Origin of the sequence: Micromonospora rosaria, assembly GCF_001567585.1 — a bacterium.
Taxonomy (GTDB): Bacteria; Actinomycetota; Actinomycetes; order Mycobacteriales; family Micromonosporaceae; genus Micromonospora; species Micromonospora rosaria.
This window is the reverse complement of the sequence record NZ_LRQV01000057.1, coordinates 16,040-39,083: the sequence shown is the minus strand read 5'-3', so window position 1 is coordinate 39,083 and position 23,044 is coordinate 16,040. Positions and strand designations below refer to the sequence as shown.

26 protein-coding genes, 1 tRNA gene and 1 pseudogene are annotated in these 23,044 nt (G+C 73.7%); 18 read left to right on the top strand and 10 right to left on the bottom strand.

Annotated features, from left to right (window positions below; genetic code table 11):
* The first annotated feature begins 104 nt into the window (after window positions 1–104).
* Window positions 105–1,349, top strand: a complete 1,245-nt coding sequence (locus tag AWW66_RS16820) for a CorA family divalent cation transporter (protein WP_083978555.1) — start codon at window positions 105–107, stop codon at window positions 1,347–1,349.
* Window positions 1,350–1,417: 68 nt separating this feature from the next.
* On the opposite strand, the gene AWW66_RS16815 is transcribed toward AWW66_RS16820, so the two are convergent.
* The gene (locus AWW66_RS16815; protein ID WP_067366902.1) at window positions 1,418–2,326 is read right to left on the bottom strand and encodes a hypothetical protein; all 909 of its coding nucleotides are present in this window, start codon (window positions 2,324–2,326) and stop codon (window positions 1,418–1,420) included.
* An 84-nt stretch (window positions 2,327–2,410) separates the two neighbouring features.
* Here AWW66_RS16815 and AWW66_RS16810 point away from each other — a divergent pair, with 84 nt between their 5' ends.
* Both AWW66_RS16810 and AWW66_RS16805 read left to right on the top strand, forming a co-directional pair.
* The gene (locus tag AWW66_RS16810; protein WP_067366899.1) at window positions 2,411–2,941 is read left to right on the top strand and encodes a peptidylprolyl isomerase; all 531 of its coding nucleotides are present in this window, start codon (window positions 2,411–2,413) and stop codon (window positions 2,939–2,941) included.
* Between the two features lie 55 nt (window positions 2,942–2,996).
* Complete coding sequence (locus AWW66_RS16805) at window positions 2,997–3,908, top strand: rhomboid family intramembrane serine protease (protein ID WP_067366896.1); 912 nt, start codon at window positions 2,997–2,999, stop codon at window positions 3,906–3,908.
* A 64-nt stretch (window positions 3,909–3,972) separates the two neighbouring features.
* On the opposite strand, the gene AWW66_RS16800 is transcribed toward AWW66_RS16805, so the two are convergent.
* The gene (locus tag AWW66_RS16800) at window positions 3,973–4,446 is read right to left on the bottom strand and encodes a PH domain-containing protein (RefSeq protein WP_067366893.1); all 474 of its coding nucleotides are present in this window, start codon (window positions 4,444–4,446) and stop codon (window positions 3,973–3,975) included.
* Between the two features lie 117 nt (window positions 4,447–4,563).
* Here AWW66_RS16800 and AWW66_RS16795 point away from each other — a divergent pair, with 117 nt between their 5' ends.
* The 5 genes and pseudogenes from AWW66_RS16795 (at window position 4,564) to AWW66_RS16775 (ending at window position 9,985) form a co-directional block, all read left to right on the top strand.
* On the top strand, window positions 4,564–5,736 hold the full coding sequence (locus AWW66_RS16795; RefSeq protein WP_067366890.1) for an acetyl-CoA C-acyltransferase: 1,173 nt from the start codon (window positions 4,564–4,566) through the stop codon (window positions 5,734–5,736).
* 91 nt (window positions 5,737–5,827) lie between these two features.
* Entirely contained in the window at window positions 5,828–6,853 is a 1,026-nt protein-coding gene (locus AWW66_RS16790) for a phosphotransferase (protein ID WP_067366887.1), read from the top strand.
* 178 nt (window positions 6,854–7,031) lie between these two features.
* A pseudogene (locus tag AWW66_RS16785) lies at window positions 7,032–7,535 on the top strand (hypothetical protein); the annotation flags it as partial.
* A gap of 313 nt (window positions 7,536–7,848) precedes the next feature.
* Window positions 7,849–8,541 carry a response regulator transcription factor gene (locus AWW66_RS16780; protein ID WP_067366884.1) on the top strand — a complete coding sequence of 231 codons (693 nt, stop codon included), beginning with the start codon at window positions 7,849–7,851 and terminating at the stop codon, window positions 8,539–8,541.
* Window positions 8,534–9,985 (top strand): HAMP domain-containing sensor histidine kinase, encoded by a 1,452-nt coding sequence (locus tag AWW66_RS16775; RefSeq protein WP_067366881.1) that lies wholly within the window; start codon window positions 8,534–8,536, stop codon window positions 9,983–9,985. Before AWW66_RS16780 ends, AWW66_RS16775 begins: the two co-directional genes overlap by 8 nt.
* 121 nt (window positions 9,986–10,106) lie before the next feature.
* Here AWW66_RS16775 and AWW66_RS32770 read toward each other — a convergent pair whose 3' ends face one another.
* Window positions 10,107–12,434 (bottom strand): DUF2142 domain-containing protein, encoded by a 2,328-nt coding sequence (locus AWW66_RS32770; protein ID WP_083978554.1) that lies wholly within the window; start codon window positions 12,432–12,434, stop codon window positions 10,107–10,109.
* Between the two features lie 122 nt (window positions 12,435–12,556).
* Here AWW66_RS32770 and AWW66_RS16765 point away from each other — a divergent pair, with 122 nt between their 5' ends.
* Window positions 12,557–13,252: a glycosyltransferase family 2 protein gene (locus tag AWW66_RS16765; RefSeq protein ID WP_067366944.1), complete on the top strand. Its 696-nt coding sequence runs from the start codon at window positions 12,557–12,559 to the stop codon at window positions 13,250–13,252.
* Window positions 13,253–13,292: 40 nt separating this feature from the next.
* Here the strand turns inward: AWW66_RS16765 and AWW66_RS16760 are convergent, their stop codons facing one another.
* A complete protein-coding gene (locus AWW66_RS16760; RefSeq protein ID WP_067366941.1) occupies window positions 13,293–14,192 on the bottom strand; it encodes a transketolase family protein in 900 nt (299 codons plus the stop codon).
* 65 nt (window positions 14,193–14,257) lie between these two features.
* Entirely contained in the window at window positions 14,258–15,007 is a 750-nt protein-coding gene (locus AWW66_RS16755) for a thiamine pyrophosphate-dependent enzyme (protein WP_067366938.1), read from the bottom strand.
* A 54-nt stretch (window positions 15,008–15,061) separates the two neighbouring features.
* Between AWW66_RS16755 and soxR the strand changes: the two genes are divergently transcribed.
* The gene (gene soxR, locus AWW66_RS16750; protein WP_067366878.1) at window positions 15,062–15,520 is read left to right on the top strand and encodes a redox-sensitive transcriptional activator SoxR; all 459 of its coding nucleotides are present in this window, start codon (window positions 15,062–15,064) and stop codon (window positions 15,518–15,520) included.
* Window positions 15,521–15,541: 21 nt separating this feature from the next.
* Here the strand turns inward: soxR and AWW66_RS16745 are convergent, their stop codons facing one another.
* From AWW66_RS16745 to AWW66_RS35375, 4 genes are read right to left on the bottom strand one after another with little or no spacing between them, the layout of a single operon-like run.
* Window positions 15,542–16,531 carry an NAD(P)H-quinone oxidoreductase gene (locus AWW66_RS16745; RefSeq protein WP_067366875.1) on the bottom strand — a complete coding sequence of 330 codons (990 nt, stop codon included), beginning with the start codon at window positions 16,529–16,531 and terminating at the stop codon, window positions 15,542–15,544.
* Window positions 16,532–16,540: 9 nt separating this feature from the next.
* Window positions 16,541–17,080 (bottom strand): AAA family ATPase, encoded by a 540-nt coding sequence (locus AWW66_RS16740; RefSeq protein ID WP_067366872.1) that lies wholly within the window; start codon window positions 17,078–17,080, stop codon window positions 16,541–16,543.
* A gap of 46 nt (window positions 17,081–17,126) precedes the next feature.
* Entirely contained in the window at window positions 17,127–18,329 is a 1,203-nt protein-coding gene (locus AWW66_RS36000) for a helix-turn-helix domain-containing protein (RefSeq protein ID WP_281179607.1), read from the bottom strand.
* Window positions 18,316–18,660, bottom strand: coding sequence for a hypothetical protein (locus tag AWW66_RS35375; protein WP_067366869.1), 345 nt, complete (start codon window positions 18,658–18,660; stop codon window positions 18,316–18,318). Before AWW66_RS35375 ends, AWW66_RS36000 begins: the two co-directional genes overlap by 14 nt.
* A 221-nt stretch (window positions 18,661–18,881) precedes the next feature.
* Here AWW66_RS35375 and AWW66_RS16725 point away from each other — a divergent pair, with 221 nt between their 5' ends.
* From AWW66_RS16725 to AWW66_RS16700, 6 genes are all read left to right on the top strand, one after another.
* Complete coding sequence (locus AWW66_RS16725; protein ID WP_067366932.1) at window positions 18,882–19,496, top strand: helix-turn-helix transcriptional regulator; 615 nt, start codon at window positions 18,882–18,884, stop codon at window positions 19,494–19,496.
* On the top strand, window positions 19,486–19,812 hold the full coding sequence (gene cutA / locus AWW66_RS16720; protein ID WP_067366929.1) for a divalent-cation tolerance protein CutA: 327 nt from the start codon (window positions 19,486–19,488) through the stop codon (window positions 19,810–19,812). The genes AWW66_RS16725 and cutA overlap by 11 nt, the downstream gene beginning before the upstream one ends.
* A 78-nt stretch (window positions 19,813–19,890) precedes the next feature.
* Window positions 19,891–20,469, top strand: a complete 579-nt coding sequence (locus AWW66_RS16715; protein ID WP_083978553.1) for a UTRA domain-containing protein — start codon at window positions 19,891–19,893, stop codon at window positions 20,467–20,469.
* 2 nt (window positions 20,470–20,471) lie between these two features.
* Window positions 20,472–21,188 carry a PP2C family protein-serine/threonine phosphatase gene (locus AWW66_RS16710; RefSeq protein ID WP_067366926.1) on the top strand — a complete coding sequence of 239 codons (717 nt, stop codon included), beginning with the start codon at window positions 20,472–20,474 and terminating at the stop codon, window positions 21,186–21,188.
* 37 nt (window positions 21,189–21,225) lie between these two features.
* Window positions 21,226–21,846: a GntR family transcriptional regulator gene (locus AWW66_RS16705; RefSeq protein ID WP_169807124.1), complete on the top strand. Its 621-nt coding sequence runs from the start codon at window positions 21,226–21,228 to the stop codon at window positions 21,844–21,846.
* A 129-nt stretch (window positions 21,847–21,975) separates the two neighbouring features.
* Window positions 21,976–22,062: transfer RNA gene (locus AWW66_RS16700), tRNA-Ser, on the top strand.
* A 125-nt stretch (window positions 22,063–22,187) separates the two neighbouring features.
* Here the strand turns inward: AWW66_RS16700 and AWW66_RS16695 are convergent.
* Complete coding sequence (locus AWW66_RS16695; protein ID WP_067366922.1) at window positions 22,188–22,388, bottom strand: hypothetical protein; 201 nt, start codon at window positions 22,386–22,388, stop codon at window positions 22,188–22,190.
* A 121-nt stretch (window positions 22,389–22,509) separates the two neighbouring features.
* On the opposite strand from AWW66_RS16695, the gene AWW66_RS16690 reads away from it, so the two are divergent.
* Together AWW66_RS16690 and AWW66_RS16685 are read left to right on the top strand one after the other, a co-directional pair.
* On the top strand, window positions 22,510–22,776 hold the full coding sequence (locus tag AWW66_RS16690; protein WP_245648342.1) for a type II toxin-antitoxin system Phd/YefM family antitoxin: 267 nt from the start codon (window positions 22,510–22,512) through the stop codon (window positions 22,774–22,776).
* A complete protein-coding gene (locus tag AWW66_RS16685) occupies window positions 22,773–23,030 on the top strand; it encodes a Txe/YoeB family addiction module toxin (RefSeq protein ID WP_067366854.1) in 258 nt (85 codons plus the stop codon). Before AWW66_RS16690 ends, AWW66_RS16685 begins: the two co-directional genes overlap by 4 nt.
* Window positions 23,031–23,044 lie beyond the last annotated feature (14 nt).

The window sequence follows — 23,044 nt, the reverse complement described above, 5'->3', positions numbered from 1 at the left end:
CGCCGTGCCCCGACCGCCCCGGCCGGGACGGGCCGCGCCGGCCGGGACGGGCGTAGCCTGTCAGCGGCTGTGCACGAGGGTGGTCACGCGGGCGAGGGGGTGTCATGGCGGGCAGGTCGCAGCGGCGCGCAGCCACCGCCGGCCACCGGCACCGGGCCCCGTCGCCCCGGCCGGGCCGGGCGGGTGACGCCCGCCCCACACCATCCCCCGGCAGCGCCCCGCCGCACGAGCACCCGGACACCTCCTCCGCCAGGTCCGGTGCCGAGGCCGCCGGGCGCGAGGCCATCGGGCGCGGTGCCGAGGCGGACTGCGCGGTCTACGTCGACGGGCGGCGGTTGCCCGGGGAGCGGCACCACGCCGAGGCGCTGGCCGCCGCCCGCCGAGCCGGGGGTTTCGTCTGGCTCGGGCTGCACGAGCCCGACCTGACCGAGATGACCGAGGTCGCCGCGACCTTCGGCCTGCACGAGCTGGCCGTCGAGGACGCGGTCAAGGCCCGTCAGCGGCCCAAGCTGGAACGGTTCGGCGAGGTCAGCTTCCTGGCGCTGCGCACCGCGCGGTACTGCGAGCACACCGAGCTGACCGAGACCTCCGAGGTCGTCGAGACGGGTCAGGTGATGCTCTTCGTCGGCCCGCATTTCGTGATCAGCGTCCGGCACGGTGACGTGTGCCGACTCGACCCGGTCCGTGCCGAGGTGGAGGCCCGCCCCGAGCGGCTGCGGCACGGGCCCTGGGCGGTGGTGCACGCGATCACCGACCGGGTGGTCGACCTCTACCTGGAGGTGGCCGACCGGATGGCGGACGACCTGGAGGTGCTGGAGACCGACGTGCTGGCACCCCCGTCCCGCCCGTCGGCCAGTGACCGGCGCGGGGCCGGGGGGATCCAGCGGATCTACCAGATGAAACGGGAGCTGGTGGAGTTCAAGCGGGCGGTGCTGCCGCTGCAACGGCCGCTGCTGGCGCTCGTCGGGCACGCCGGCATCGAGCCCCGGGACGCCCGAGGGGCGGGGGACGGGGACGCGGTCCCGGCGGAGATCCGGCGGTACCTCCAGGACGTGCAGGACCACCTCAGTCGTACCGTCGAGCAGGTCAACACGTACGACGACCTGCTCAACTCGATCCTGCAGGCGCGGCTGGCGCAGGTGACCGTCGACCAGAACAACGACATGCGCAAGATCGCGGCCTGGGCGGCCGTCATCGCCGTCTGGACCGCCATCGCCGGGGTGTACGGCATGAACTTCACGCACATGCCGGAGCTGGGGACGCGGTACGGGTACCCGGTGGTGCTGGCGGCGATGCTCGGCATCTCACTCGCCCTGTACCGCTGGTTCCGCCGTAACGGCTGGCTCTGACCGGGCGCACGGGCAGCGGCGCGGGACGCCTCCGGGGCGTCCCGCGCCGGGCGGGTCGGGTCGGCGCGTCAGCGGCGGCTGCCGGACTTCGCCTTCCTGGTGCCCTGCGGGTCGAGGGCCGTGGTGAGGTCGTCGGCCGGGCGGCCGGAGACGTCCCGGGCGCCCTCGGCGACCGAGGGGACCTCGGTGGTGGCGTGGATCACCGGCTGCTGTCCGGGTCGGGTGGTGGAGGCGCTGTCGCCCCCGGCCACCGGCGAGCTGCCCGCGCCGGTCGGCCCGCCGGCCATCGGGGAACCGCTCGACATGGTCGACGCGTCGGTCACCGGGCTGCCGTTGGCCCGTGCACCGGTGGCCTTCGGGCCGTCGCCGCCGGTCGGGTCGGAGCCGGCGGCGGGGCGACCCGCGACCGGGGTCCTGACGACCATGGTCTCCACCTCGTCGCGCATCGGCTCCAGCGTGCTGCCGGGGTCGTACTCGGTCCACTCCTGCTGTTCCCGGCGGCGGCGCACGGCCAGCGCGCCGGCCACCCCGGCGACCGCCCCGGCGGCCAGCAGCCCGGCGAGCATCCCCCGCGACCGCCGCTGCCGGCGGCGCGCGGCCTTCGGGCTCTTCGCCTTCACCTTCTTGCTCATCGCGGACGTCCGGGCGGCGGCGGCCTTCTTGCCGGCCCCGGCCTTCCCGGCCGCCTCGGCCTGCGCCTTGCGGACCGCGACCGCCAGCGGGGCGAGGGTCGCAGCCGTCGTGGCCAGGCCGCTGGCCGCCCGGTCACGGACCACCATGGCGGTGGGCGCGACGTACTCCTGCGCCGCCCGGACCCGGGGGCCGACCGTCGCGCCGGCACCCCTGGCGGCGTACGTGGCGGCCTGCCGCAGGTGGCCGACGCCCTGGTTCAGTTCGGCCCTGGCCAGCTGCCCTTGGGTCTTACGCCGCCCGATTCCAAACACGTTCCCACCTCCTGGGAGTTGTTCCTCCGTCATCCTCCACCTTCGGATGCCTCCGCACTGCCAGATCGGGCACATGGGAGGATCCGCATGGAACTGACCAACGACTGAGGAGTACCCGTGGCCGAGGCTGTCTACGCCACCTTGCACACCAACGCCGGGCCGATCCGCCTGGAGCTCTTCCCCAACCACGCGCCGAAGACCGTCCGCAACTTCGTGGACCTGGCCGAGGGCAACCGTGAGTACACCGACCCGCGCACCGGCCAGCCGGGCAACGGCCCGTTCTACGACGGCACCATCTCGCACCGGGTGATCGCCGGCTTCATGGTGCAGATGGGCGACCCGACCGGCACCGGTCGCGGCGGGCCGGGCTACAAGTTCGGCGACGAGTTCCACCCGGAGCTGCGCTTCGACCGGCCGTACCTGCTGGCCATGGCGAACGCCGGGCCGGGCACGAACGGCTCGCAGTTCTTCATCACCGTCGCGCCGACGCCGCACCTGAACAACCGGCACACCATCTTCGGCCAGGTCGCCGACGAGGACTCGGTCAAGGTCGTCGACGCCATCGCCAACACCCCGACCGGGCCGAGCGACCGGCCCCTCCAGGACGTGGTCATCGAGCGCGTCACGATCGAGCGCAACCCGGCCTGAGTCGGCGGCGAGGTACCTTTGCCTGCATGACTGAGCGCTCCGCAGGACGGGCACGGTGAGCGAGTCCCCGCCGACCACCCCGGTCTGTTACCGGCACCCCGGTCGGGAGACGTACGTCCGGTGCACCCGGTGCGATCGTCCGATCTGCCCGGACTGCATGCGCGACGCCGCCGTGGGCCACCAGTGCCCGGAGTGCGTCGACGAGGGTCGCCGTAGCGTACGGCCGGCGCGTACCGCCTTCGGTGGTGGTGACGCCGGCCGTCACGGCTACGTGACCAAGACGTTGATCGCCCTGAACGTGCTGATGATGCTGCTCTCCATCGCCTCCGACCGGGGCGGGGACGCGGTGGCCGGCGGGTCCGGCTTCGGCGGCCTGCTGGGCGGCAGCACCCCGCTGACCAACTGGGGCGCGGTGCTCGGGCAGGCGGTCTTCCCCGACGGCACGGTCGGCGGCATCGCCCAGGGCGAGTGGTACCGGCTGCTCACCGCGATGTTCCTGCACTACGGCGTGCTGCACCTGCTGCTGAACATGTGGGCGCTCTGGGTGCTCGGCCGGTCGTTGGAGGCGGTGCTCGGGCCGGCCCGGTTCCTGGCGCTCTACCTGGTCGCCGGGCTCGGCGGCAACGTCGCGGCGTACCTGCTGAGCGCGCAGAACCAGGCCACCGCCGGCGCCTCCACCGCGATCTTCGGCCTCTTCGCCGCCATCTTCGTGATCATGCGACGGTTGGGTCGGGACACCTCGGCGATCCTGCCGATCCTGGTGATCAACCTGATCTTCACCTTCACCGTGCCGGGCATCTCGATCGCCGGGCACCTGGGCGGCCTGGTCACCGGCGCGGCGATGGCGTTGGTGATGGCGTACGCGCCGAGGTCGCACCGGCCCCTGGTCCAGTGGGTCGGCACCGGGGCGATCGTCTTCGTGCTGCTCGCCCTGGCGGTGGCCCGGACGGCGACCCTGCTCGCCTGAGCCGGTGACGAAGGGTCCGCCTGAGCACTGGGCGACGGGCCCGGCTCAGGTCGACCGGCCCGGCTCAGGCCGGCGGTGGCGGGTCCTCGTGCCCCGGTGGCGGGGTGCCGTGCCGGGCCCAGGCGGCGCGCAACTCCTCGACCACCTCGTCGAGCGGGGCGTCCACGTCGTAGCGGCCGAACAGGTGCAGCGAGTCGCCCGCGTCGATCTCCACGAGTTCGGTGGCGAGGCCCCGCCGGGAGCGTCGGTCCAGGTCGATCGACTCGATCGCCGCCCACGGCAACCGGATCCAGCCGCCGAACCTGCGCTGGATGACGATCCCGTCCGGGTCGATCGAGAGCCGGACCGGGACGAGCAGGTCGGGTGCCGCCCAGCCGAGCAGCCCGGCCGCGATCAGCCCGGCCAGCGCGAGCCGGACCCGGTCGCCGTCGTCCAGGAGCAGCCCGAGCAGGAGCAGGCCGACCGCGCCGGCCGCCTTGACCATGGGCACCATGGGCGGAACCCGCCAGTGCCGGACGGGGGGCGTCGAGGGCTGCATGGGTTCAGCATGCCAGCCGGGAACCGGCCGGATCCGGGGCGGGCGCGCGGGGCGCGGGCGACGTAGTATCGGGACCGGTCCTGGTTACCCGGGAGTAGTAACGGGCGGGGAGTAGGCATGAGTGACGCGGTCATCGTCGGCGCGGTACGCACCCCGGTCGGGCGGCGCAAGGGCAGCCTGGCCGCCGTCCACCCGGTGGACCTGTCGGCGCACGTGCTGCGGGCCCTCGCGCACCGGACCGGTCTCGACCCGGCCGACGTCGACGACGTGGTCTGGGGCTGTGTCTCCCAGGTCGGCGAGCAGTCCTGGAACGTCGCCCGCAACGCGGTGCTCGCCGCCGGCTGGCCGGAGTCCGTCCCCGGCACCACGCTCGACCGGCAGTGCGGCTCCAGTCAGCAGGCGCTGCACTTCGCCGCCGCCACGGTCGCCGCCGGCCAGGCCGACCTGGTCGTCGCCGGGGGCGTCGAGTCGATGACCCGGGTGCCGATGGGCTCCAGCGTGGCCGACGGCAGCCCCTTCAGCGACCAGGTCCGGGACCGGTACCGGGGGGCCGAGGGCTTCGCCGCCGACCAGCCGTTGCCGTTCAACCAGGGCGTCGGGGCGGAGCTGATCGCCGCCCGCTGGCGCTTCTCCCGTACCCAGCTCGACGAGTTCGCCCTGGCCAGCCACGCCCGCGCCGCCGCCGCCCAGGACGCCGGGGCGTTCGACGCGGAGCTGGCCCCGGTGCCGCTGCCCGACGGCGGCAAGCTCACCGCCGACGAGGGTGTCCGCCGGGACACCTCGCTGGCGAAGCTGGCCGAGCTGACGACGCCGTTCCGCGCCGACGGGGTGGTCACCGCCGGGTCGGCGTCCCAGATCTCCGACGGCGCCGCGGCGCTCGCGGTCACCACCAGCGAGTGGGCCGGCCGGCACGGGCTGCGTCCGCTGGCCCGGATCCACACCGCCGTGGTCGCCGCCGACGACCCGGTCGCCATGCTCACCGCGCCGATCCCGGCCACCGCGAAGGCGCTGCGCCGCGCCGGGCTGGGCATCGAGGAGATCGGGGTGTACGAGGTCAACGAGGCGTTCGCCCCGGTGCCGCTGGCCTGGCTGGCCGAGACCGAGGCGGATCCGGGGCGGCTCAACCCGCGCGGCGGGGCGATCGCCCTCGGGCACCCGCTGGGCGCGTCCGGGGCCCGGATCATGACCACGATGCTGGCGCACATGCGCGACAACGGCATCCGGTACGGCCTGCAGACCATGTGCGAGGGCGGGGGCATGGCCAACGCCACCGTCGTCGAGCTGCTCTGACTGTGAGGCTGGCCGGGTCCCACGCCCGGCGGGCGGCGGGGCCCGGAAATGCGGTCGCCGGGCGCGTGCCGGCCGCTCTAGGCTGCGCGGCGTGACCGTCTCGACGCCGTACCCCGTCTGGTCCGACGCGCAGTGGCAGCGACAGGCCCGGGACTGGATCGACGGGCACCTCGACCGCGGCGGGCGGCGCGTCAACGGTCCGGTCGAGCCCCGGCTGCGCCCCTGGTCCCTGGTCTGGCGGGTGCCGACCGACGGTGGGCCGGTGTGGTTCAAGGCCAACGGCCCGGCCACCGGGTACGAGGCTCCCCTGGTGGCGGCGCTGGCCCGGCTCGTCCCCGGCGCGGTCGTCGCGCCGATCGCGGTGGACCCGGACCGGGGCTGGCTGCTGCTGCCCGACGGCGGCCCGACCCTGCGGGAGGCGACCGCGCCGCAGCGCGACGCCGCCGACCCGGCGGACGCCCGTGCCGGGCTGGCCCGCTGGGAACGAGCGCTGACCGGGTACGCCGAACTCCAGCTCGCCGCCGTCGGGCACGTCGACGAACTGCTGGCGCTCGGGGTGCCGGACCACCGGCCCGAGGCGCTGCCCGCCCTCCTCGCCGACCTGCTCGACGACCGTGCCGCGCTGCGGGGCGGGGCGGACGGCGGGCTGACCCCGGAGACGTACCAGCGGCTGCGCGCGTACCAGCCGGACTTCGCGGCGCTCTGCGCGCGGCTGGCCGGGTCCGGGCTGCCGGTCACCGTGCAGCACGACGACCTGCACGACGGCAACGTCTTCGTCGACGGCGGGCGGGACCGGTTCTTCGACTGGGGGGACGCCTCGATCGGCCACCCGTTCGGGACGCTGCTGGTCACCCTCCGCTCGGCGGCGTACACCTTCGGCCTCGAACCCGGTGACCCGGCGCTGGTCCGGCTGCGCGACGCGTACCTGGAGCCCTGGTCGGCCCGGTACGACCGGCGGACGCTGCTGGCGGCGGTCGGCCCGGCGGTGACGGTGGCGAAGGTGGGCCGGTCGTTGGCCTGGCGGCGGGCGCTGGCCACGGACGACCCGAGCCGGGCCGAGTACGCCGACGCGGTCCCGGGCTGGCTCGCCGAGGTCTTCGCACCGGACCCCCTCTGACCGGTGCCGCGCTGAGCGGCCCTGCGCTGAGCGGCCCTGTGCTGGCCGGCCCTGTGCTGAGAGGCCCTGTGCTGAGAGGCCCTGTGCTTGCTGGGCTCACCCGCGCGGTCGGCGTGGAAGTTCCGCAAAGTCCAGCGTGTCCCACGTCACACTCGCCGGTACCGTCGTTGATACCGGCATGGATGTGTTCTCCCGAACGTTCCTCCCGGCCGCCGCCGAGGCGGGGCTGGCGGTGCAGACCGTCAGTCGACACATGCCGATCTTCCGGCGCTGCGTCGGCTCCGGCGACGCCACCATCCTGGTCGCCCGGTGCAGCCGGCCGGACCGGCCGGTCCCGGGCGAGTACCTGCTGCTGCTGACCCACCGGCGGCTGGTCGTCACCCAACAGACCCGGGTGCTGCACCGGCTGCGCCTGCACCTCAACAGCGAACTGCGCGAACTGAGCCACGTGACCTGGAACCCCGATCCACGCCTGCCCGCCGTCGAACTGGCCGCCACCGCGATCGACGGCATCCGGGAACGGTTCGTCATCCGGGCCCACCACCCGAAGCAGGTCTGGCACCTGGACGCCCTGCTCGGCCAGGCGTTCCGGCTCCGGCCGCCGGGCACCCCGACCCGCCCGGCCGGACCGGGTGCGGAGCCGGCGCGTCCGGCGACCGCCGGTGGTCCGGTGCCGGCCCGGGACCCGTTCGACGCTCCCGACCACCTGTTCCGACCGGAGGTCCCGGGCCGGGACCGGCGGCCCGGCCCGTTCGGCGAGCCGATGGTCGCCGCCGAGCGGACCCCGTACGGCACCGCTGTGCTCGGCTGACCACCACCCCGAGGCCGACCGTCGCCCCGGAACCGGCCACCATCCCGGTGCCGGCCGCTGCCCTGGTGCCCGCCACCATCCCGGAGCCGGCCGTCGTTCCGGTACCGACCACCCGGCCGGCTTCTTACCGAACTCGAACACGCGTCGGCCGTCGCCGCCGGCTGCGGTCGGCCATCATGAGCCGGTGAGCGTCGACCCGCAGCCGCGCGGCCTCGTCCTCGTCGTCGAGGACGAGCCGTCGATCGCCGACCTGGTCCGGCTCTACCTGGCCCGGGACGGCTTCGGCGTGCACCTGGAGCGGGACGGCGCGGCCGGGCTGGCCGCCGCCCGCCGGCTGCGCCCGGTGGCCTGCGTCCTGGACATCGCGCTGCCCGGCCTGGACGGCACGGAGGTCTGCCGGCGGCTGCGGGCGAGCGGGGACTGGACGCCGGTCGTCTTCCTCACCGCCCGCGACGACGAGGTGGACCGGATCGTCGGGCTGGAGCTGGGCGCCGACGACTACGTCACCAAACCGTTCAGCCCCCGGGAACTCGTCGCCCGGATCCGGGCGGTGCTGCGCCGCACCAGCGGGGTGCCCGAGGCGGCGCAGCGGCCCCGGACGGTCGGCCCGGTGACCCTCGACCCGGGCCGGCGGACGGTGACCGCCGCCGGGCACCCGGTGCAGCTCACCTCCACCGAGTTCGACCTGCTCGCCCACCTGATGGCCCGGCCCGGCCGGGTGTTCACCCGGGAGGAACTGCTCGCCGGGGTCTGGGGGTACGCCGCGCACGCCGGCACCCGGACCGTGGACGTGCACGTCGCCCAGGTCCGCGCCAAACTCGCCCCGGTCGCCGTGATCCGGACCCACCGGGGCGTCGGGTACGCCGCCGATGGCTGAGCCGGCCGCGCCGCCCCGTCCCCGCCGGCCGTCGTCACCGCCTGGCCCGGCACCGTCCGGCCCGGCACCGTCCCGGCCGGCCAGCGGGTACGCCCGGACGCTGACCGCCCGCGCGGTCCTGGTCACCTGCGCGGTGGCCATGGTGTCGGTGCTGGTCACCGCCCTGCTCGCGGTCCCGCTGGCGGTGCGTGGCGCGGAACGGCGCGACCAGCAGGCGCTCGCCGCGCAGGCCCGGATCGCGGTGGAGGTGCTGCCGGTCGGACCCGACCGGCGCTGGGACGCCGCCGGGGAGGGGCTGGTCCGGCAGCTGGCCGAGCAGGACGTCACCGTTCACCTGGTACGCGATGGGCGGGTGGACCGGCCGGGGCTGCCCCGGCAGGTCGTCAACCGGCTCGCCGCCGGGCGGGACGTCTCCGGCCGGCGGCTGGTCGACGGGCGACGCTCCTTCGTGGAGGGGCGCGCGCTGCCGGGCGGGCACGCCGTCGTGCTGACCCGGCCGACCAGCCCCGGGGTGTGGCGGCGGGTGGTGGGCGGGCTCTGGCTGCCGCTGCTGGCCGGGCTCGCCGCCGGGGTGGCCGCCGGCCTGCTGCTCGCCCGCCGGCTGGCCCGGCCGATCCGGGAGGCGGCCACCGCCGCGAACCGGCTGCGGGCCGGGGACCGGGGCGTACGGCTGCCGGTCGAGCCGCCCGACGAGGTCGCCGACCTGGCGTACGCGCTCAACGGGCTGGCCGCCGCGCTGGCCACCAGCGAGGGCCGGCAGCGGGAGTTCCTGCTCTCCGTCTCGCACGAGCTGCGGACCCCGCTGACCGCGATCCGGGGCTACGCCGAGGCCCTCTCCGACGGGGTGATCGACCCGGCCGGGGCCCCGGCGACCGGGCGGACCATCCGGGCCGAGGCCGACCACCTCGACCGGCTGGTCCGCGACCTGCTCGCGCTGGCCCGGCTGGAGGCGGTCGACTTCCCGCTGGAAGCGGTGCCGGTCGACCTGACCCGCCTGGTCGGTGACATCGGACGGAACTGGGCCGACCGGTACGCGGCGGTCGGGGTGCCGTTGCGGGTGGAGGTCCCGGCGCGGGAGGTGCCGGCGTACACCGACCCGGGACGGATCCGGCAGGTGGTCGACGGTCTGCTGGAGAACGCCCTGCGGGTGGTCCCGCCGGGAGCGCCGGTGGTGGTCGCGGTCCGCCCGGCCGGCCCCGACCCGGCCGGCGGCGGGATCGTCGAGGTCCGCGACGGCGGGCCCGGCCTCACCGACGACGACCTGGCGGTGGCCTTCGAACGCGGCGCGCTGCACCAGCGGTACCGGGGGGTGCGGAAGGTGGGCAGCGGCCTCGGCCTGGCCCTCGCCGCCGGCCTGGTCCGCCGGCTCGGCGGCGACCTCACCGCCGGCCACGCCCCCGAGGGCGGCGCCGCCTTCACCGTTCACCTCCCTGCCGGGAGGTAAGGAAGGGCCCCCTGTTAACGCCTACGGTAGAGAGGGGAACCCTTCTCACCCGTCACGTGTTAACAAGGGGCCCTTCCTTCGGTCAGGCCAGGCCAGCCCAGCCCAGGTCGGCCTGGAGGGGTCAGGGGGTGGGGGGCAGGGCGTAGCCGACGTAGTCCCGGAACTCCAGTCGCCAGCCCTCCGGCACCAGGTCGGTGCAGACCCGCCGGCTGCCGGTGCAGACGATCGCGTCCACCGAGGACGGGTCGGCGGGCGGCCGGTCCGGTAGCACCGACTGCAACGCCACCAGCTCGGGCGGGGTGCCGTCGGTGTCGCGCAGCAGCAGCCACCAGGGGTACTCCCAGTTGTCGTTCTGCTGCACCAGGCCGACCCGGCGGGCGTCGGTGGCCCGGACCGCCTCCGCCGCCCAGCGGAACTCCTCGGTCCACTGCGGGCGGCGCAGGAACCGGGTGTCCCAGTCCGAGGTGGTGAAGACCGAGCCCGCGCCGACCAGCCGGCGGGGGAAGCCGTACGACACGGCGAGCACCCCGGCCAGGGCCGAGGTGGCCAGGACGGTGACCACCAGCCCGGCCGCCACCGGCCGCCGGCCGTCGCGCGGCCGGCGGCGCAGCACCGCGTCGACCCAGAGCGCGGCCAGCGGTACGGCGATCGTCAGGGCGTACACCAGCAGGCGGTTCCCCCACGGCTGCCACTTGATCATCGAGGTGTGCAGCAGGAGGGTGACCGTCAGCGCCGCCGCGTACGCCCGTACCGGCCCGGGGGCGGTCGGCAGGATCCGGGCCGGGCGGGCCACCGCGACCACCAGGGCGATCAGGATCAGGGTGCCGGCCAGTGGGAACGCCACCCGGTCCTCGTCCGGGTACCAGGACGGCTCGGGGAACATCTCCCGGCCGAAGGTGATGTCCCGGTCCTGCGGGTCGACGCCGATCGCCTCCGCCCCGGCGACGATCGCCGACGCGGCGGCCCTGCGCAGCGGCTCCAGCGGGGTGTCCAGCGCGGTGTGTCCGATCCGGAGCGCGTTGACCAGGATCGACGGTGGGTCGTGCCGTTCCATCGGGATGGACTCGCGCAGCCGGGGCGGGCCGAGCGGGTGCCCGAACTCGGCGGTGACCCGGACCAGGAACGGGCCGACCACCAGCGCGGCGACCAGCAGGATCGCCACCGACCCGAAGACGGTGCCCGCGACCTGCCGACCCCGGCCGGGCCCGCCCCGTGCCGTGCGCCGGGGGCCGCCGCCCCCGCCGTCGACGGTCCCGACCCCGCCCCCTGCCCGGGTCGCGGTCCCGGCTCCGGCTCCGGGCGTGGCCCCGAGACCGGAACCGGGTCCGGTCGGAGCGTCGGCGTCGGTGGGGGCCCCGGCTGGCACTCCGGCTCCCGTCGCGGTTCCGGATCCGGCTCCGATGCCGGGGCCGGAACCGGAGCCGACGAGGGTGGCGGTCGCGCCGGGTGCACCGGCGGTGACGGCGTCGGCGGTCGGGCCCGTGGCGGCGGGCGGGGTGTGAGGGGCGTACGCGAGGCGGAGTTGGGCCAGGCCCCAGAGCACCAGCAGCGGGCCGGCGCCGATCAGGCCGCTGGTCTTGGTGATCGCCGTCAGGCCGGTGGCTGCGCCGAGCGCCACAATCGTGGCGGGGCCGCTGCGGCGGCGCAGCCCGTCCAGGGCGAGGGTGACGACGCAGGCGACCCAGGCGGCGACCATCAGGTCGGTCTGGGTGCTGGTCGCCTGGAGGGTCACCATCGGCGTGGTGGCCAGCAGGAACGCGGCGAGCGCCTGGGCCCGCCGCCCGCCGCCCAGCTGCGCGGCGATCCGGGCGACCACCAGGACGGCGAGCACCCCGGCCGCCCACTGGACGAGGTTGTGCAGCCCGTCGGAGCCGGTGAAGAGCCGCAGGTGCAGCAGCAGGTACTCGGCACCGGGCGGGATGGTGACCTGCCGGTGGATCGCGGTCGGCCAGAACTCCAGGTCCTGCTGCTGCACCCAGTGTTCCACCTTGGGCAGGTGGTAGGTCTGCGAGTCGAAGTTGTTCGGCTCGGCGAGCAGGGCGACGACCAGCTCGACCAGGAGCAGCCCGCCGACCGTGCCGGTCAGCAGCCGCTCGCCCCGGCTCGCCGTACTCCAGTGGGTCCGCAGCCGGTGCCGCAGACCCGGCGGCGCGTCGCCGGGCGTGGCCCCGGCGGGCCCCGCGTGGTCCCGGCGGTGCCGCCACCAGGCCGCGCCGCCGGCGGCGGTGAGGGCGAGCAGCCAGGCCAGGGCGAACGCCGGCCGGGTGAGCCCGCCGACCGCCCCGAGCACCTCCACCACGAGGACGGCGAACGCGCCCGTGGCCAGCGCCGCCCGGACCAGCGCGAGCCGGAGCGGGGCCACCACCGGCACGTCGAGGGGCCGGAAGGCGTAGGTCAGGGCGGCCACCGTGGCGACCGGCAGGACGACGAGCAGGGAGCCGGCGGACATGGCGGGAAGTAAACACCATCCGGCCCCGCGCGCCGCGCCGACCGTCGGCGACGGCCGCCACTTCCCGCGCATATACCACGCTAGGCTAGGTCCGATTTGCTGTCGCCACCGTGGAGATCCCCGTGAAGCTCTCGATCCTCATGCCGGTCTACAACGAGGAGGACCGCATAGCCGACGCCCTCAAGCAGGCGTTGGCGGTGGACTACCCGTGTGAGATCGAGCTGCTCGTGGTCGACGACGGCAGCCGGGACGGCACCGGCGAGGTCCTCGGGCGGGCGGACGACGCCCGGCTCCGGGTGATCACCCACCCGCGCAACCGGGGCAAGGGCGCGGCGATCCGGACGGCGGTGGACAACGCCGACGGCGAGTACATGGTCATCCTCGACGCCGACCTGGAGTACGACCCGCAGGACATCCCGAAGCTGCTCGACCCGGTGCTCGACGGGCGGGCCACGGTGGTCTACGGCAACCGCACCTTCGGCAGCCACAGCGCCTACAGCTTCTGGTACGTGATGGGCAACAAGGGCGTCACGATGGCGGCCAACATCCTCTTCAACTCGTACATCGGTGACCTGGAGACCTGCTTCAAGCTGATGCCGGTCGCCCTGTACCGCTCGCTGGACATCCGCTCGCGTGGCTTCGGCATGGAGGCCGAGGTGACCGGCAAGCTGCTCCGCCAGCGGATCCGCCCGTACGAGGTGCCGATCAGTTACCGGGCCCGGGGCCGCGAGGAGGGCAAGAAGATCACCTGGAAGGACGGCGTCGAGGCGATCTGGATCCTCGGCCGGGAGCGGACCCGCCGTAAGCCGGCCCGCTGACCCACCGCTGGCCGGCCCGCTGACCCATCGCGTTCCCCACCTACCTGCTCGGCGTCGCCCAGGGGGCCAGGAAGGCCGTCACCGACCGGCGCAGGCCGGCCGCGTCGAGGCCGTGCCACCGGCTGTGGTCGCCGGCCGTGCCGTACCGGCGTAGGTCCTCCCGGCCGACCCCGAGCGCGAGCACCCGGTGTGGCCGGTCGGCGAGCGCCGCCGCGACGACCCGGCTGGACGTGCCGGCCAGGTAGGGCTCGACCAGGATGACCTCGGTGCCCGCCAGGGCCCGTAGCCCGGCTGTGTCGAAGGGTCGGGGCCGGTGCGTCCAGGCCACCGTCACCGGCAACTGCTCCACTGCGGCCAGCGCCGGGTCGAGCAGCGGCCCGACCGCCACCAGCAGCGGTGCGCCCGGCCCCGCGTCCCGGACCACCTGGAGCGACCCGTCGTTGCCGCGCGGCCGGTCGTTGGTCAGGATCGACAACCGCAGGTACGCCGGGGCGTCCCCGGCGACCGTGGCGCGCAGCAGGGCGGGTACCTCGTCGGGGTGGCCCGGCACGTGCACGGTCCAGTCGCCGAGGGTGTCGATCAGGGCGACGTCGGCCGGGGAGAGGTGGGTCCGGCCGGCCTCCGGTCGGTCGTACGACGCGCCGATGCTGACCAGCACCGCGCCGACCCCCTGGTGGTCGAGGTCCAGCTTGATCTGCTCGTACGCCCGCTCCACCAGGAACGGCGCGTAGCTGTGCACCACCGGTCGCAGCCCGGTCAGGGCGAGCCCGCCGGCCACGCCGATCATGAGTTGTTCCCGGATGCCGACGTTGAGCACGCGGTCGGGGTGCCGGTGGGCGGCCGGGGCGAAGGAGTCGGCCGAGATGTCCGCCAGCACCAGGGCGGTGCGGGGGTCCTCGGCGAGCAGGGCGGTCAGCTCCGCGACGAACGCGGCGCGCATGAGCCCGTCACCGGGTGACGCGGGCGCGGCGGGTGACGGGGTGGCTTCCAGCGTCGACGTCATGCTCATACCTCCTTGGAGACGACCGCGACGACGACGTGCGGCCGGTGCGCGGTCCGCTCGGTCAGGGCGGTGTGCAGGGCGTCGTGGTCGTGGCCGTCGACGGTGGCGGCGGTCCAGCCGTTGGCGGTGAACCGGGCCGCGATGCCGCCCGGCCAGCCGTGGGTGGCCGAGCCGTTGTCGATCACGACGGCGGTGAGGCTGTCCAGTCCGGTCGCCCCGGCGTACGCGATCGCCTCGTGGTTGGAGCCCTCGTCGAGTTCGGCGTCGCCGAGCAGCACGTACACCCGGGGGGTGAGCAGGCCCTGGGCGCGCAGGCCCAGGGCGGTGCCGACGCCCAGCCCGAGGCCGTGGCCGAGCGAGCCGGAGCCGATCTCGACGCCGGGGACCAGGGTCCGGTCGGGGTGGCCGCCGAGCCGGCTGGTCGCGCTCGTCGGGTCGTCCAGCCACTCGGCGGGGACGAAACCCGTGGCGGCGAGCACCGCGTAGTAGCCGTCGACGGCGTGTCCCTTGGAGAGCAGGAACCGGTCCCGGTCGGGGTCGTCCACGGTCGCCGGGGTGATCCGCAGGACCCGGTCGTAGAGCACCCAGAGGACGTCGACCGTGGAGTACGTGTTGGCACCCAGGTCGCGGCCCGCGCGGATGCGCTCGAACAGCGGGGCGACCGGTTCCGGCAGTCGGGCGCGGGCCGGTGGGGCGTCGGCGGCTCCCGTTTCGGGGGACCCCACAGTGAGGGGGCCGGTACTGGCGGTCATCATGGTCATGCGACTAGTCTGCAAGTTGAAGTCCACTTCAACTCAAGGCGAGAGATGCACGAGTCACTGACGATCGGTCAGCTCGCCGCCCGCAGCGGGGTCGCGCCCTCGGCGCTGCGCTACTACGAGCGGCTGGGCCTCATCCGGGCCGACCGTACCGGCGGCAACCAGCGCCGGTACGCCCGCGCCGAGCTGCGGCGGGTGGCGTTCATCCGGATCTCCCAGCAGGTCGGGGTCTCGTTGGAGGAGATCCGGGAGGCGCTCGACTCCCTGCCCGCCTCGCGGACCCCGAGCCCGGCGGACTGGGCCGCCCTCTCCAGCAGGTGGCGGGACCGGCTCAATCAGAAGATCGACATGATGAGCCGGCTCCGTGACGACCTGACCGGCTGTATCGGCTGCGGCTGCCTGTCGCTGCAACGCTGCACGCTCTACAACCCCGACGACGCCCTCGCCGCCGAGGGCCCCGGCGCCCAGCTCATGCGACCTCGCCCCGCCCGCTCCTCCGCCGACTGAACGCGCCGGGCGGGCACCCCGTCAGCCGGGCGGCTGGTCGACGGTCAGCAGGACCTTGCCGAGGTGTTCGTTCGACTCGACCAGGCGGTGCGCCTCGGCCGCCCGGACCATCGGCAGCCGCCGGTCCACCACCGGCCGGACCGCGCCCGACTCGATCAGCGGCCAGACCTGCTCCCGGACGCCCCGGACGATGGCGGCCTTCTCGTCGGTCGGCCGGGACCGCAGCGCCGTGGCGGCGATCGACGCCCGCTTCGCCAACAGGGCGGCGATGTCCAGCTCACCCCGACGCCCGCCCTGCATACCGATGATCACCAGCCGGCCGCCGGTGGCGAGCGCGTCGACGTTACGCCCCAGGTAGGAGGCGCCCATGATGTCCAGGATTACGTCCGCGCCCCGGCCGTCGGTGACCCGCCGTACCTCCTCGACGAAGTCCTGCTCCCGGTAGTCGACCAGGTGCGCCGCGCCCAGCGCCCGCAGCCGGTCGTGCTTGGTCGACCGGGCGGTCGCCACCACCGTCGCCCCGAGCGCCGTACCGAGCTGGACGGCGAAGGTGCCGATCCCGCTGCCGCCGCCGTGCACCAGCACCGTCTCGCCCCGCGTCAGTTTCGCCAGGTGCGCCACGTTCGACCAGACGGTGCAGGCCACCTCGGGCAGGGCCGCCGCGTCGACCGGGTCCACCCCGGCCGGCACCGGCAGGAGCTGCCCGGCCGGCACGGCCACCCGCTGCGCGTACCCGCCGCCGGCCAGCAGCGCGCAGACCTCCTGGCCGACCCGCCAGTCCGACACCCCGGAACCGGTCGCGGTGATCACCCCGGAGCACTCCAACCCGGGGTACGCCGGGGCGCCCTTCGGCGGCGGGTAGTGCCCCTGCCGTTGCAGCAGGTCGGCCCGGTTGACCGCACTGGCGCGCACGGCCACGACCACCTCGTCCGGGCCGGGCTCGGGGTCGGGCACCTCGGCCCAGACGAGTGCCTCCGGTCCACCGGGCTCCGGGATCGTGATCGCGTGCATGGCCCAGTCTTACCCGATTCGGGCCTGCGTCCACGCGCGGGCCAGAATCTCGTCGACCGTCTCCTCCGGGGTCTGCTCGGAGGTGTCCAGCCAGAGGCCGATCCGGGGCGTGTCGGCCCGGAACCGCGTGTCGAAGTCGGCGACCGGCCAGTCCCCGTACCCCTGCTTCGGCCGGCCCTGCTCGCGGGCGGCGACCACCTCCGCGCGGGGCGCGAGCACCACGACCAGCAGCGGCCGGTGCCGGATCCGGTCCACCACCGCCGCCAGTTCGGGCCCGGCGACAATGTCCTGGTACGCCACCGTGAACCCCGCCGCCGCGTACCCGTCGGCGGCCTGCGCGGCCAGGTCGTAGCGGAGCCGCAACTGCGCCCACGCCTCGGCGGAGATGTCCGGGGTGATCTCGGCCCGCCCGGAGACGATCATGCGCCGGAACAGGTCACCACGCAGGTGCACCGCGCGGGGCAGTCGCCGGGCCAGCAGCTCGGCCACAGTGGACTTGCCGGCGGCCATGACACCGGTGATCAGCACGACGGCAGGGCTGTCCCACATGCGCCGATCGTGCCACGCTGGGCCGACCCCGGGTAGCTGGCCGGGCTCAGGTCGCCCCGAGGTCGGCGGCCAGTCGGATCAGGGCGGCCGACGCGCTGCCGGCACGCACGAGATCGGTGACCAGGTCCCGGGCGACGGGCCGGTTGCGGACCTCGGTCGGGGCGGTCCGTTCCGCGTCGAGCAGGAGTCGGCCGGCGGCGAGCACATCGCCGGTACGCAGGCACCCCCGGGCCACGTCGAGCAGGTACGCGGCCCGATGCTCGGCGGGCAGCCGCCGCCACCCGTCCCCGGCACGCGCCCGCTCGTACCGGTCGAGGGCGTCGTCGGTGTCGCCGAGGAGGGCGGCGGCCGTGGCGCGGGCGAGGTCGACGGCGGCCGGCCCGAAGCCGGTCCACCCGTGGTCGTGCCCGTCGCCGATCACCTCGGCGGCCCCGGCGGCCCGGTGGAGCAGATCGGCCGCGCCGGCCCGGTCGGGTCGGTCGGCGGCGGCGAGCGCCGCCTCCACCAGCAGCGTCCCGTACAGCGATCGGGCCTGCAACGATCGGGCCGGCGACGGGGCCGGCACCTCGGGGGCGACGCACCGGGCGGCGGCCAGCGCCGCCGCGTGCGCCAGCCGGGGCCGGTCCAGGGCGCGCAGCGCCTGGGCGAGCGGTACCGTGCCGGCCGCCGTCAGCAGCGGATCACCGGCGGCGGTGGTGACCGCCCGGTCGGCGGCGAGCCAGCCCAACTCGGCCTCGCCGAGCTTGACCAGCACCTGCGCGGTGAGCCGGTACACCTGCACCAGCAGCCCTGTCCCGTCGTCCTGGCCGGGGCCGGCGGTGGTGAGCAGGCCCGGCAGGAGCCGCAGCAACTGTGGGTATCCGGCGTGCTGGTAGGTCAGCCAGGCGTGGTCGACCTGCCGGGCCCGCGCCTGCGTCGAAACCACCGGCCGCCCGTTCCGGGCGAGGTCGGGGACGGCGAGCGCGGCGCGTACCCCTTCGACGCCGTCGACCGCCCCGACCCCGACCGGCGGCCGGGCAGCCGGGTCGAGCAGCGCCGCCGGGGCGATCCGCAACACCTCGGCCAGCGCGTGCAACACCGAAACCCGATCGAGGGTACGCACGCCCCGCTCCACCTTGTCCACCCAGCTCTTCGACTTGCCGAGCCGGTCGGCCAGCATCTGCTGGGTCATGTGCCGCCGGACCCGCCACTGCGCCACCCGCCGCCCGATCGGCAACTCCCGCTGGTTGCGCCGGTCACCGGTGCCCACGACGCCACCGCCGCTCCGGTGCCGCCCGGGTGATCTCCTCGACCGGGATGCGCTCGGCCTGCGCCTGCGCCAGGATCCGGGCGCAGGCAGCGTTGTGCTCGGCGGCTTGGATCTGCTCACCGAGGCTCTGGGCCCGTTGGTTGCGGGTCGTCTGCTCCGGCTCGGGCCAGTGCCCCCGGTTGAGCGGGAGTTTGTGTCGTTGCCGGCAGGGCAGCTCCGCGCCGCAGCGACAGACCCGCCGCCACCGCCGCCAGGACCAGACCGTGCGATGCCGCCGCGCCAGCGTGAGCGCAACCCGAAGCACGTACTCGTCGTACGACACGCGACGCATAGGTCCTCCTCGCACTGTTGCGACCGGCTACCTGTGCACCTCCCCGATCAGCAGGTGGTGGGCGGCGCAACAGGGAAGGACTTTCATGTCCCTTGTTGAGGGGCTTATAAGTCCTGTAGTTTGGGGACGTAAAAGTCCCCTGTCAAGGACTTCATTGCCCCTTCAAGGAGGGCGTGCCGTTGTGCGGACAGGGGTGTCCCCGGAAGATGGGAGGCGTGGAGATGTCCGAGATCATGCGCCAACGCCGAACTGCGTTGGGTCTGTCGCAAGCGGAGTTGGCCGCCCGGGTCGGCGTGGACAAGCGGCAGATCAGGCGGTACGAAGCTGGCGACACCCAGCCCACGCTTTCCGTGGCCCGGTCGATCGCACGCGCCTTGGAGATCACCGTTGACGAATTGGCCGGCGAGGACGTGCACCGAGTCGACCTGACTGGCGAGTGGTGGGCCTGCTGGCAAACCTGGAACAAGGGGCAGGAGATCCTGAACCCGCACAAAATCCGGATGCGGCAGAAGGGCGACGACCTCGACGTGGTCGCCGTGACGCGGGGTACCCAGAAGTTCGAAGAGGGCGGCTACCTGTGGCGTGGTGAGCTGCGGCTGTGGGACAACGAGGTGCTGATGGGGTGGTACGTGGCCGACGAGGCTGCCGTCCGGTCGAAGGGGACTCTCTACTTCGCACTCCACCAGCACGGTCAGCAGATGAGCGGGCGCTGGGTCGGCCTGAGCTACGACGGGCCGATCGTCAGCGGATGGGGTGCCATCGCCAAGACCGAAGACGAGGTGCTGAGCATCGTCAACAGGCTCAAGAGTGAGGGGAGCCGAGAGCATGAGCACTGAGATCTGCGAAGTCGTGATCACGGCCGAGAGCGCTGAGTGGCTCGTGGAGTTCACCCGCCGGCTCGTCGACGACCGGCTCGCCGCCTGCGGGCAGAACATCGCCGCCATCCGGTCGGTCTACCGTTGGGACGGGGCTGTCCAAGACGACCAGGAGGCCCGGGTCGCCCTGCACACGCGGGTGAGTCTCGTTCCGCGCATCGTGCAGCGGGCCAACGACGAGCACCCGTACGACGTGCCCTGCGTGATCGCGCTTCCGGTGATCGCCGGCAACCCCGCGTACGTCGATTGGGTGCTTACTGAGACTGAGTCGGCCTGACCCGATCGGGGAATCGAAGCGGTGAATGACTCCGGACGACCTTGGACGCGCGGGCCGCGCCGACCGCGCGGGAACCTGGTGAAGCGCAACCATGTCGCGCCGGGGTACTCCTTTCCCTCCGCGTCCAGCACGGAGGTCTGGAAGCACCACATCCCGCCGGTGGCCTCGGTCGAGTCACTGGACGATCCGCGGATCGCGCGTCTGCTCGGGGTACCGCCGGGCACAGCGGTCCTGCGCCGGTTCCGGGTGACCGGGCCCGAGTCGGAGCCGCCGTTTCAGATCAACGTCTCCTGGATCCACCCACGCGTCGCCGACATCCCCGGCGTCTCCGAGCAGGCACCAGGGCCGGGAGACTGGCTGTACCGGCTGGAGAAGGCCGGCCACTGGCCGCTCAGTTGGATGGAGATCCACCGCGCTCGGATGCCCAGCAAGGAGGAGGCCGCTCTGCTGGAGATCCCGACCAACCTGCCGGTCCTGGAGATCGTCCGGGTCGGTACCTCAGGCGACGACGGCAAGCCGGTCGAGGTGACCGAGTACATCGTCGCCAGCGACCGGGTGGAGACAATCCACGTTCTGCACCGGCACGAGTCGGCCCGCGATCCCTGGCCCGACGACGTCGAAGACTCCCACGACCAGGACGAGGCAGGTGGATCATGACCATGACGCTTCGCGTCGACGCTGCGGGCGGCTCTCACCTGGGACTCGTCCGGCGGCGCAACGAGGACGCGTTCCACCTCGGACAGAACCTGTTGGCCGTTGCCGACGGGCTCGGCGGGCACGTGGCCGGTGATGTGGCCAGCACGACGGTGATCGAGACGGTGAAGCAGTATGACCGGGTGGTCGAGCCAGCGGCGCTGACAACCACGCTGGGCGCGGCGATCAGCGCGGCGAACACCGCCCTACGCCAGCGGGTCGAAGCCGAGCCGGACCTGGCCGGGATGGGCACCACCCTGGTCGCGCTTCTTCACGCTGGTACGTCGGCGGCGCTGGCGAATGTCGGGGACTCCCGCGCGTACCTGCTGCGAGGCCGCGCGGGCGACGGCGAGACCTCCCAGATCACCGAAGACCACGTCTATCGGCACCTGGTCGCCGACTCGGCCGACGTGCCCCACCTGCCCGAGAAGCTGGCCCGCTTCCTTGACGGACGGGTGGACGGCCGGTCGCCCGACATCACCCCACTGACGTTGCGCCCGGAGGATCGGCTCCTGCTCTGCTCCGATGGGCTGAGTTCCTACGTGCCGCACCGCCTCCTGCACGATGCGCTCAGCTCAGCGGGCACACCCCAGGACGCCGTCGACCAACTGGTCACCCTGGCCCTCGAACACGGCGGCCCGGACAATGTCACAGTGGTCGTCATCGACGTCAACTGTCGCTGAGTGCCCCTCGGGCGGCCAGCAAGTGCCAGTTCGACTGGTGGATGCGGCGGTGGACCGGCGGGTGGCCTTCGGGCGGAGTCGGAGGGGTGCAGAAGTGACCCACGATGGTCGAGGCACGTTCGCGCGGCAGTTCCGCCCGATCCGCCGTAGCTCACCGGGCCGGCTCGCCCGGGAGCAGTGGGGCCGGGGCGAGGCTATCCAGCAGGCGGACACCGCCGACCGGCCGCGAGCGGTGGACGTGGTGACCGGCGAGACGGAGGCCGTCGAGTGGGTCGCCGGCCCTTTGGGGCTGAGCCCTGGCAGCCCGGTGGTCTATCGCTCTCGGCGCTTCCTGGTCGACGGTCGGGCCGTGCAACTCGCCACCTCCTACCTGCCCGTAGACCTAGCCAGGGGTACGGCCATCATGCACACGGACGCCGGGCCAGGAGGGATCTACGCCCGGCTCGCCGAGAGCGGGCATGGGCCGGCGACCTTCACGGAGTACCTCCGGGCCCGGATGCCCCTGCCAGACGAAACGGACCGTCTCGCGCTCTCCGAGGGAACCCCGGTCGTCGAGATCACCCGCCACGCGTTCGACGACTCGGCACGGTGCGTCGAGGTCAACCGCATGATCCTCGACGGCAGCGCCTACCTTCTCGATTACACGTTCACGGCCTGACCGGTTCTTCACGATCGACACGGTTCTGGCGTGTCACGGCTGCCACCGTCCCAGCGGTGGGTGCGGCGGCAGTCCTCTGGGACGACTTCTGGCAGACTGGACAGCGGCCGTGCCCGCAGGCGCGGTTCGGGAGGGTTCGCCTAGTGGCCGATGGCGCTGGTCTTGAAAACCGGTAAGGCAGCGATGTCTTCGTGGGTTCGAATCCCACACCCTCCGCCCTTGATGATCCCTCCGTACGCAGCTCAGCTTCGGGTTTCCCGGCCGGGGCTGACCGCTGGGGGCTGGTGGGGGGATTCGCGCCAGCCCTGCCGATGATCGAATGGAATCGTCCAGCGGCAGGGTCAAACGCCGATGTCGAAGTCGGCGGCGATGTCGGCGTCGGTCCGGGGTGAGTCCCAGTCGCCGGAGAGGTCCAGTTGACCGGCGAGAGAGCCGACGGCGGTGCGGTTCACCCGCAGCCTCGGCGGCAACTTCTCTTCCACCGGAGTGCCCACCTGCTCGATGATCACCTTTCGCTGATGTGCGACAGGTGGTGCTGGCATCGAGAGCAACAGCACCCTGAGCAGTGCAAACGCTGCTGTCGAGTGATTCCCGTGCGAACCAGCAGCCCGTCCGCCTGAGGTACAATTTTCTGTACTTGCCCTGGAGGTGGTTGTGCGGACCGTGAACTTCACCCAGCTTCGACAGAACCTGGCCGCCGAGCTCGACAGCGTCATCAACGACGCGGAGGAGGTGGTGGTGACCCGGTCGGGGCACGAGCCGGTGGTGATCGTGTCGCTGGCCGAGTACGAGTCGATGAAGGAGACCGAGTATCTCCTGCGCACCCCGAGCAACGCCGCTGCCCTCCGTCGATCGATCGCGGAGCTTGAGCAGGGCGACACGGCCGAGCGCGATCTGATCGATCCGGCTGCCGTGCGGGATGTCGCGTGAGGCTGGTCTTCACCGCGACGGCGTGGAGCCAGTACCTCAGTCACACGGACCGGAAGCTGATCAAGCGCATCAACGATCTCATCGCGGACGTGATGCGCAACGGATACGAGGGCATCGGCAAGCCGGAGCCCCTGCGGGGAGAGCTGTCCGGCTTCTGGTCCCGTCGGATCGATCGGGAACACCGGCTGGTGTACCGGATCACCAAGGACGACGTCGAGATCGTCGCCTGCCGGTACCACTACGGCGACCGGTAGGTCGTACGGTTGCC

Excerpts from the sequence above, each read along its gene's own strand:
- AWW66_RS16820 (WP_083978555.1), top strand. The coding sequence starts at position 105 with ATGGCGGGCAGGTCGCAGCGGCGCGCAGCCACCGCCGGCCACCGGCAC.
- AWW66_RS16815 (WP_067366902.1), bottom strand. The coding sequence starts at position 2,326 with ATGACGGAGGAACAACTCCCAGGAGGTGGGAACGTGTTTGGAATCGGG.
- AWW66_RS16800 (WP_067366893.1), bottom strand. The coding sequence starts at position 4,446 with ATGCAGCCCTCGACGCCCCCCGTCCGGCACTGGCGGGTTCCGCCCATG.
- AWW66_RS16795 (WP_067366890.1), top strand. The coding sequence starts at position 4,564 with ATGAGTGACGCGGTCATCGTCGGCGCGGTACGCACCCCGGTCGGGCGG.
- AWW66_RS16775 (WP_067366881.1), top strand. The coding sequence starts at position 8,534 with ATGGCTGAGCCGGCCGCGCCGCCCCGTCCCCGCCGGCCGTCGTCACCG.
- AWW66_RS32770 (WP_083978554.1), bottom strand. The coding sequence starts at position 12,434 with ATGTCCGCCGGCTCCCTGCTCGTCGTCCTGCCGGTCGCCACGGTGGCC.
- AWW66_RS16760 (WP_067366941.1), bottom strand. The coding sequence starts at position 14,192 with ATGCGCGCCGCGTTCGTCGCGGAGCTGACCGCCCTGCTCGCCGAGGAC.
- AWW66_RS16755 (WP_067366938.1), bottom strand. The coding sequence starts at position 15,007 with ATGACCGCCAGTACCGGCCCCCTCACTGTGGGGTCCCCCGAAACGGGA.
- soxR (WP_067366878.1), top strand. The coding sequence starts at position 15,062 with ATGCACGAGTCACTGACGATCGGTCAGCTCGCCGCCCGCAGCGGGGTC.
- AWW66_RS16745 (WP_067366875.1), bottom strand. The coding sequence starts at position 16,531 with ATGCACGCGATCACGATCCCGGAGCCCGGTGGACCGGAGGCACTCGTC.
- AWW66_RS16740 (WP_067366872.1), bottom strand. The coding sequence starts at position 17,080 with ATGTGGGACAGCCCTGCCGTCGTGCTGATCACCGGTGTCATGGCCGCC.
- AWW66_RS35375 (WP_067366869.1), bottom strand. The coding sequence starts at position 18,660 with ATGCGTCGCGTGTCGTACGACGAGTACGTGCTTCGGGTTGCGCTCACG.
- AWW66_RS16725 (WP_067366932.1), top strand. The coding sequence starts at position 18,882 with ATGTCCGAGATCATGCGCCAACGCCGAACTGCGTTGGGTCTGTCGCAA.
- cutA (WP_067366929.1), top strand. The coding sequence starts at position 19,486 with ATGAGCACTGAGATCTGCGAAGTCGTGATCACGGCCGAGAGCGCTGAG.
- AWW66_RS16710 (WP_067366926.1), top strand. The coding sequence starts at position 20,472 with ATGACGCTTCGCGTCGACGCTGCGGGCGGCTCTCACCTGGGACTCGTC.
- AWW66_RS16695 (WP_067366922.1), bottom strand. The coding sequence starts at position 22,388 with ATGCCAGCACCACCTGTCGCACATCAGCGAAAGGTGATCATCGAGCAG.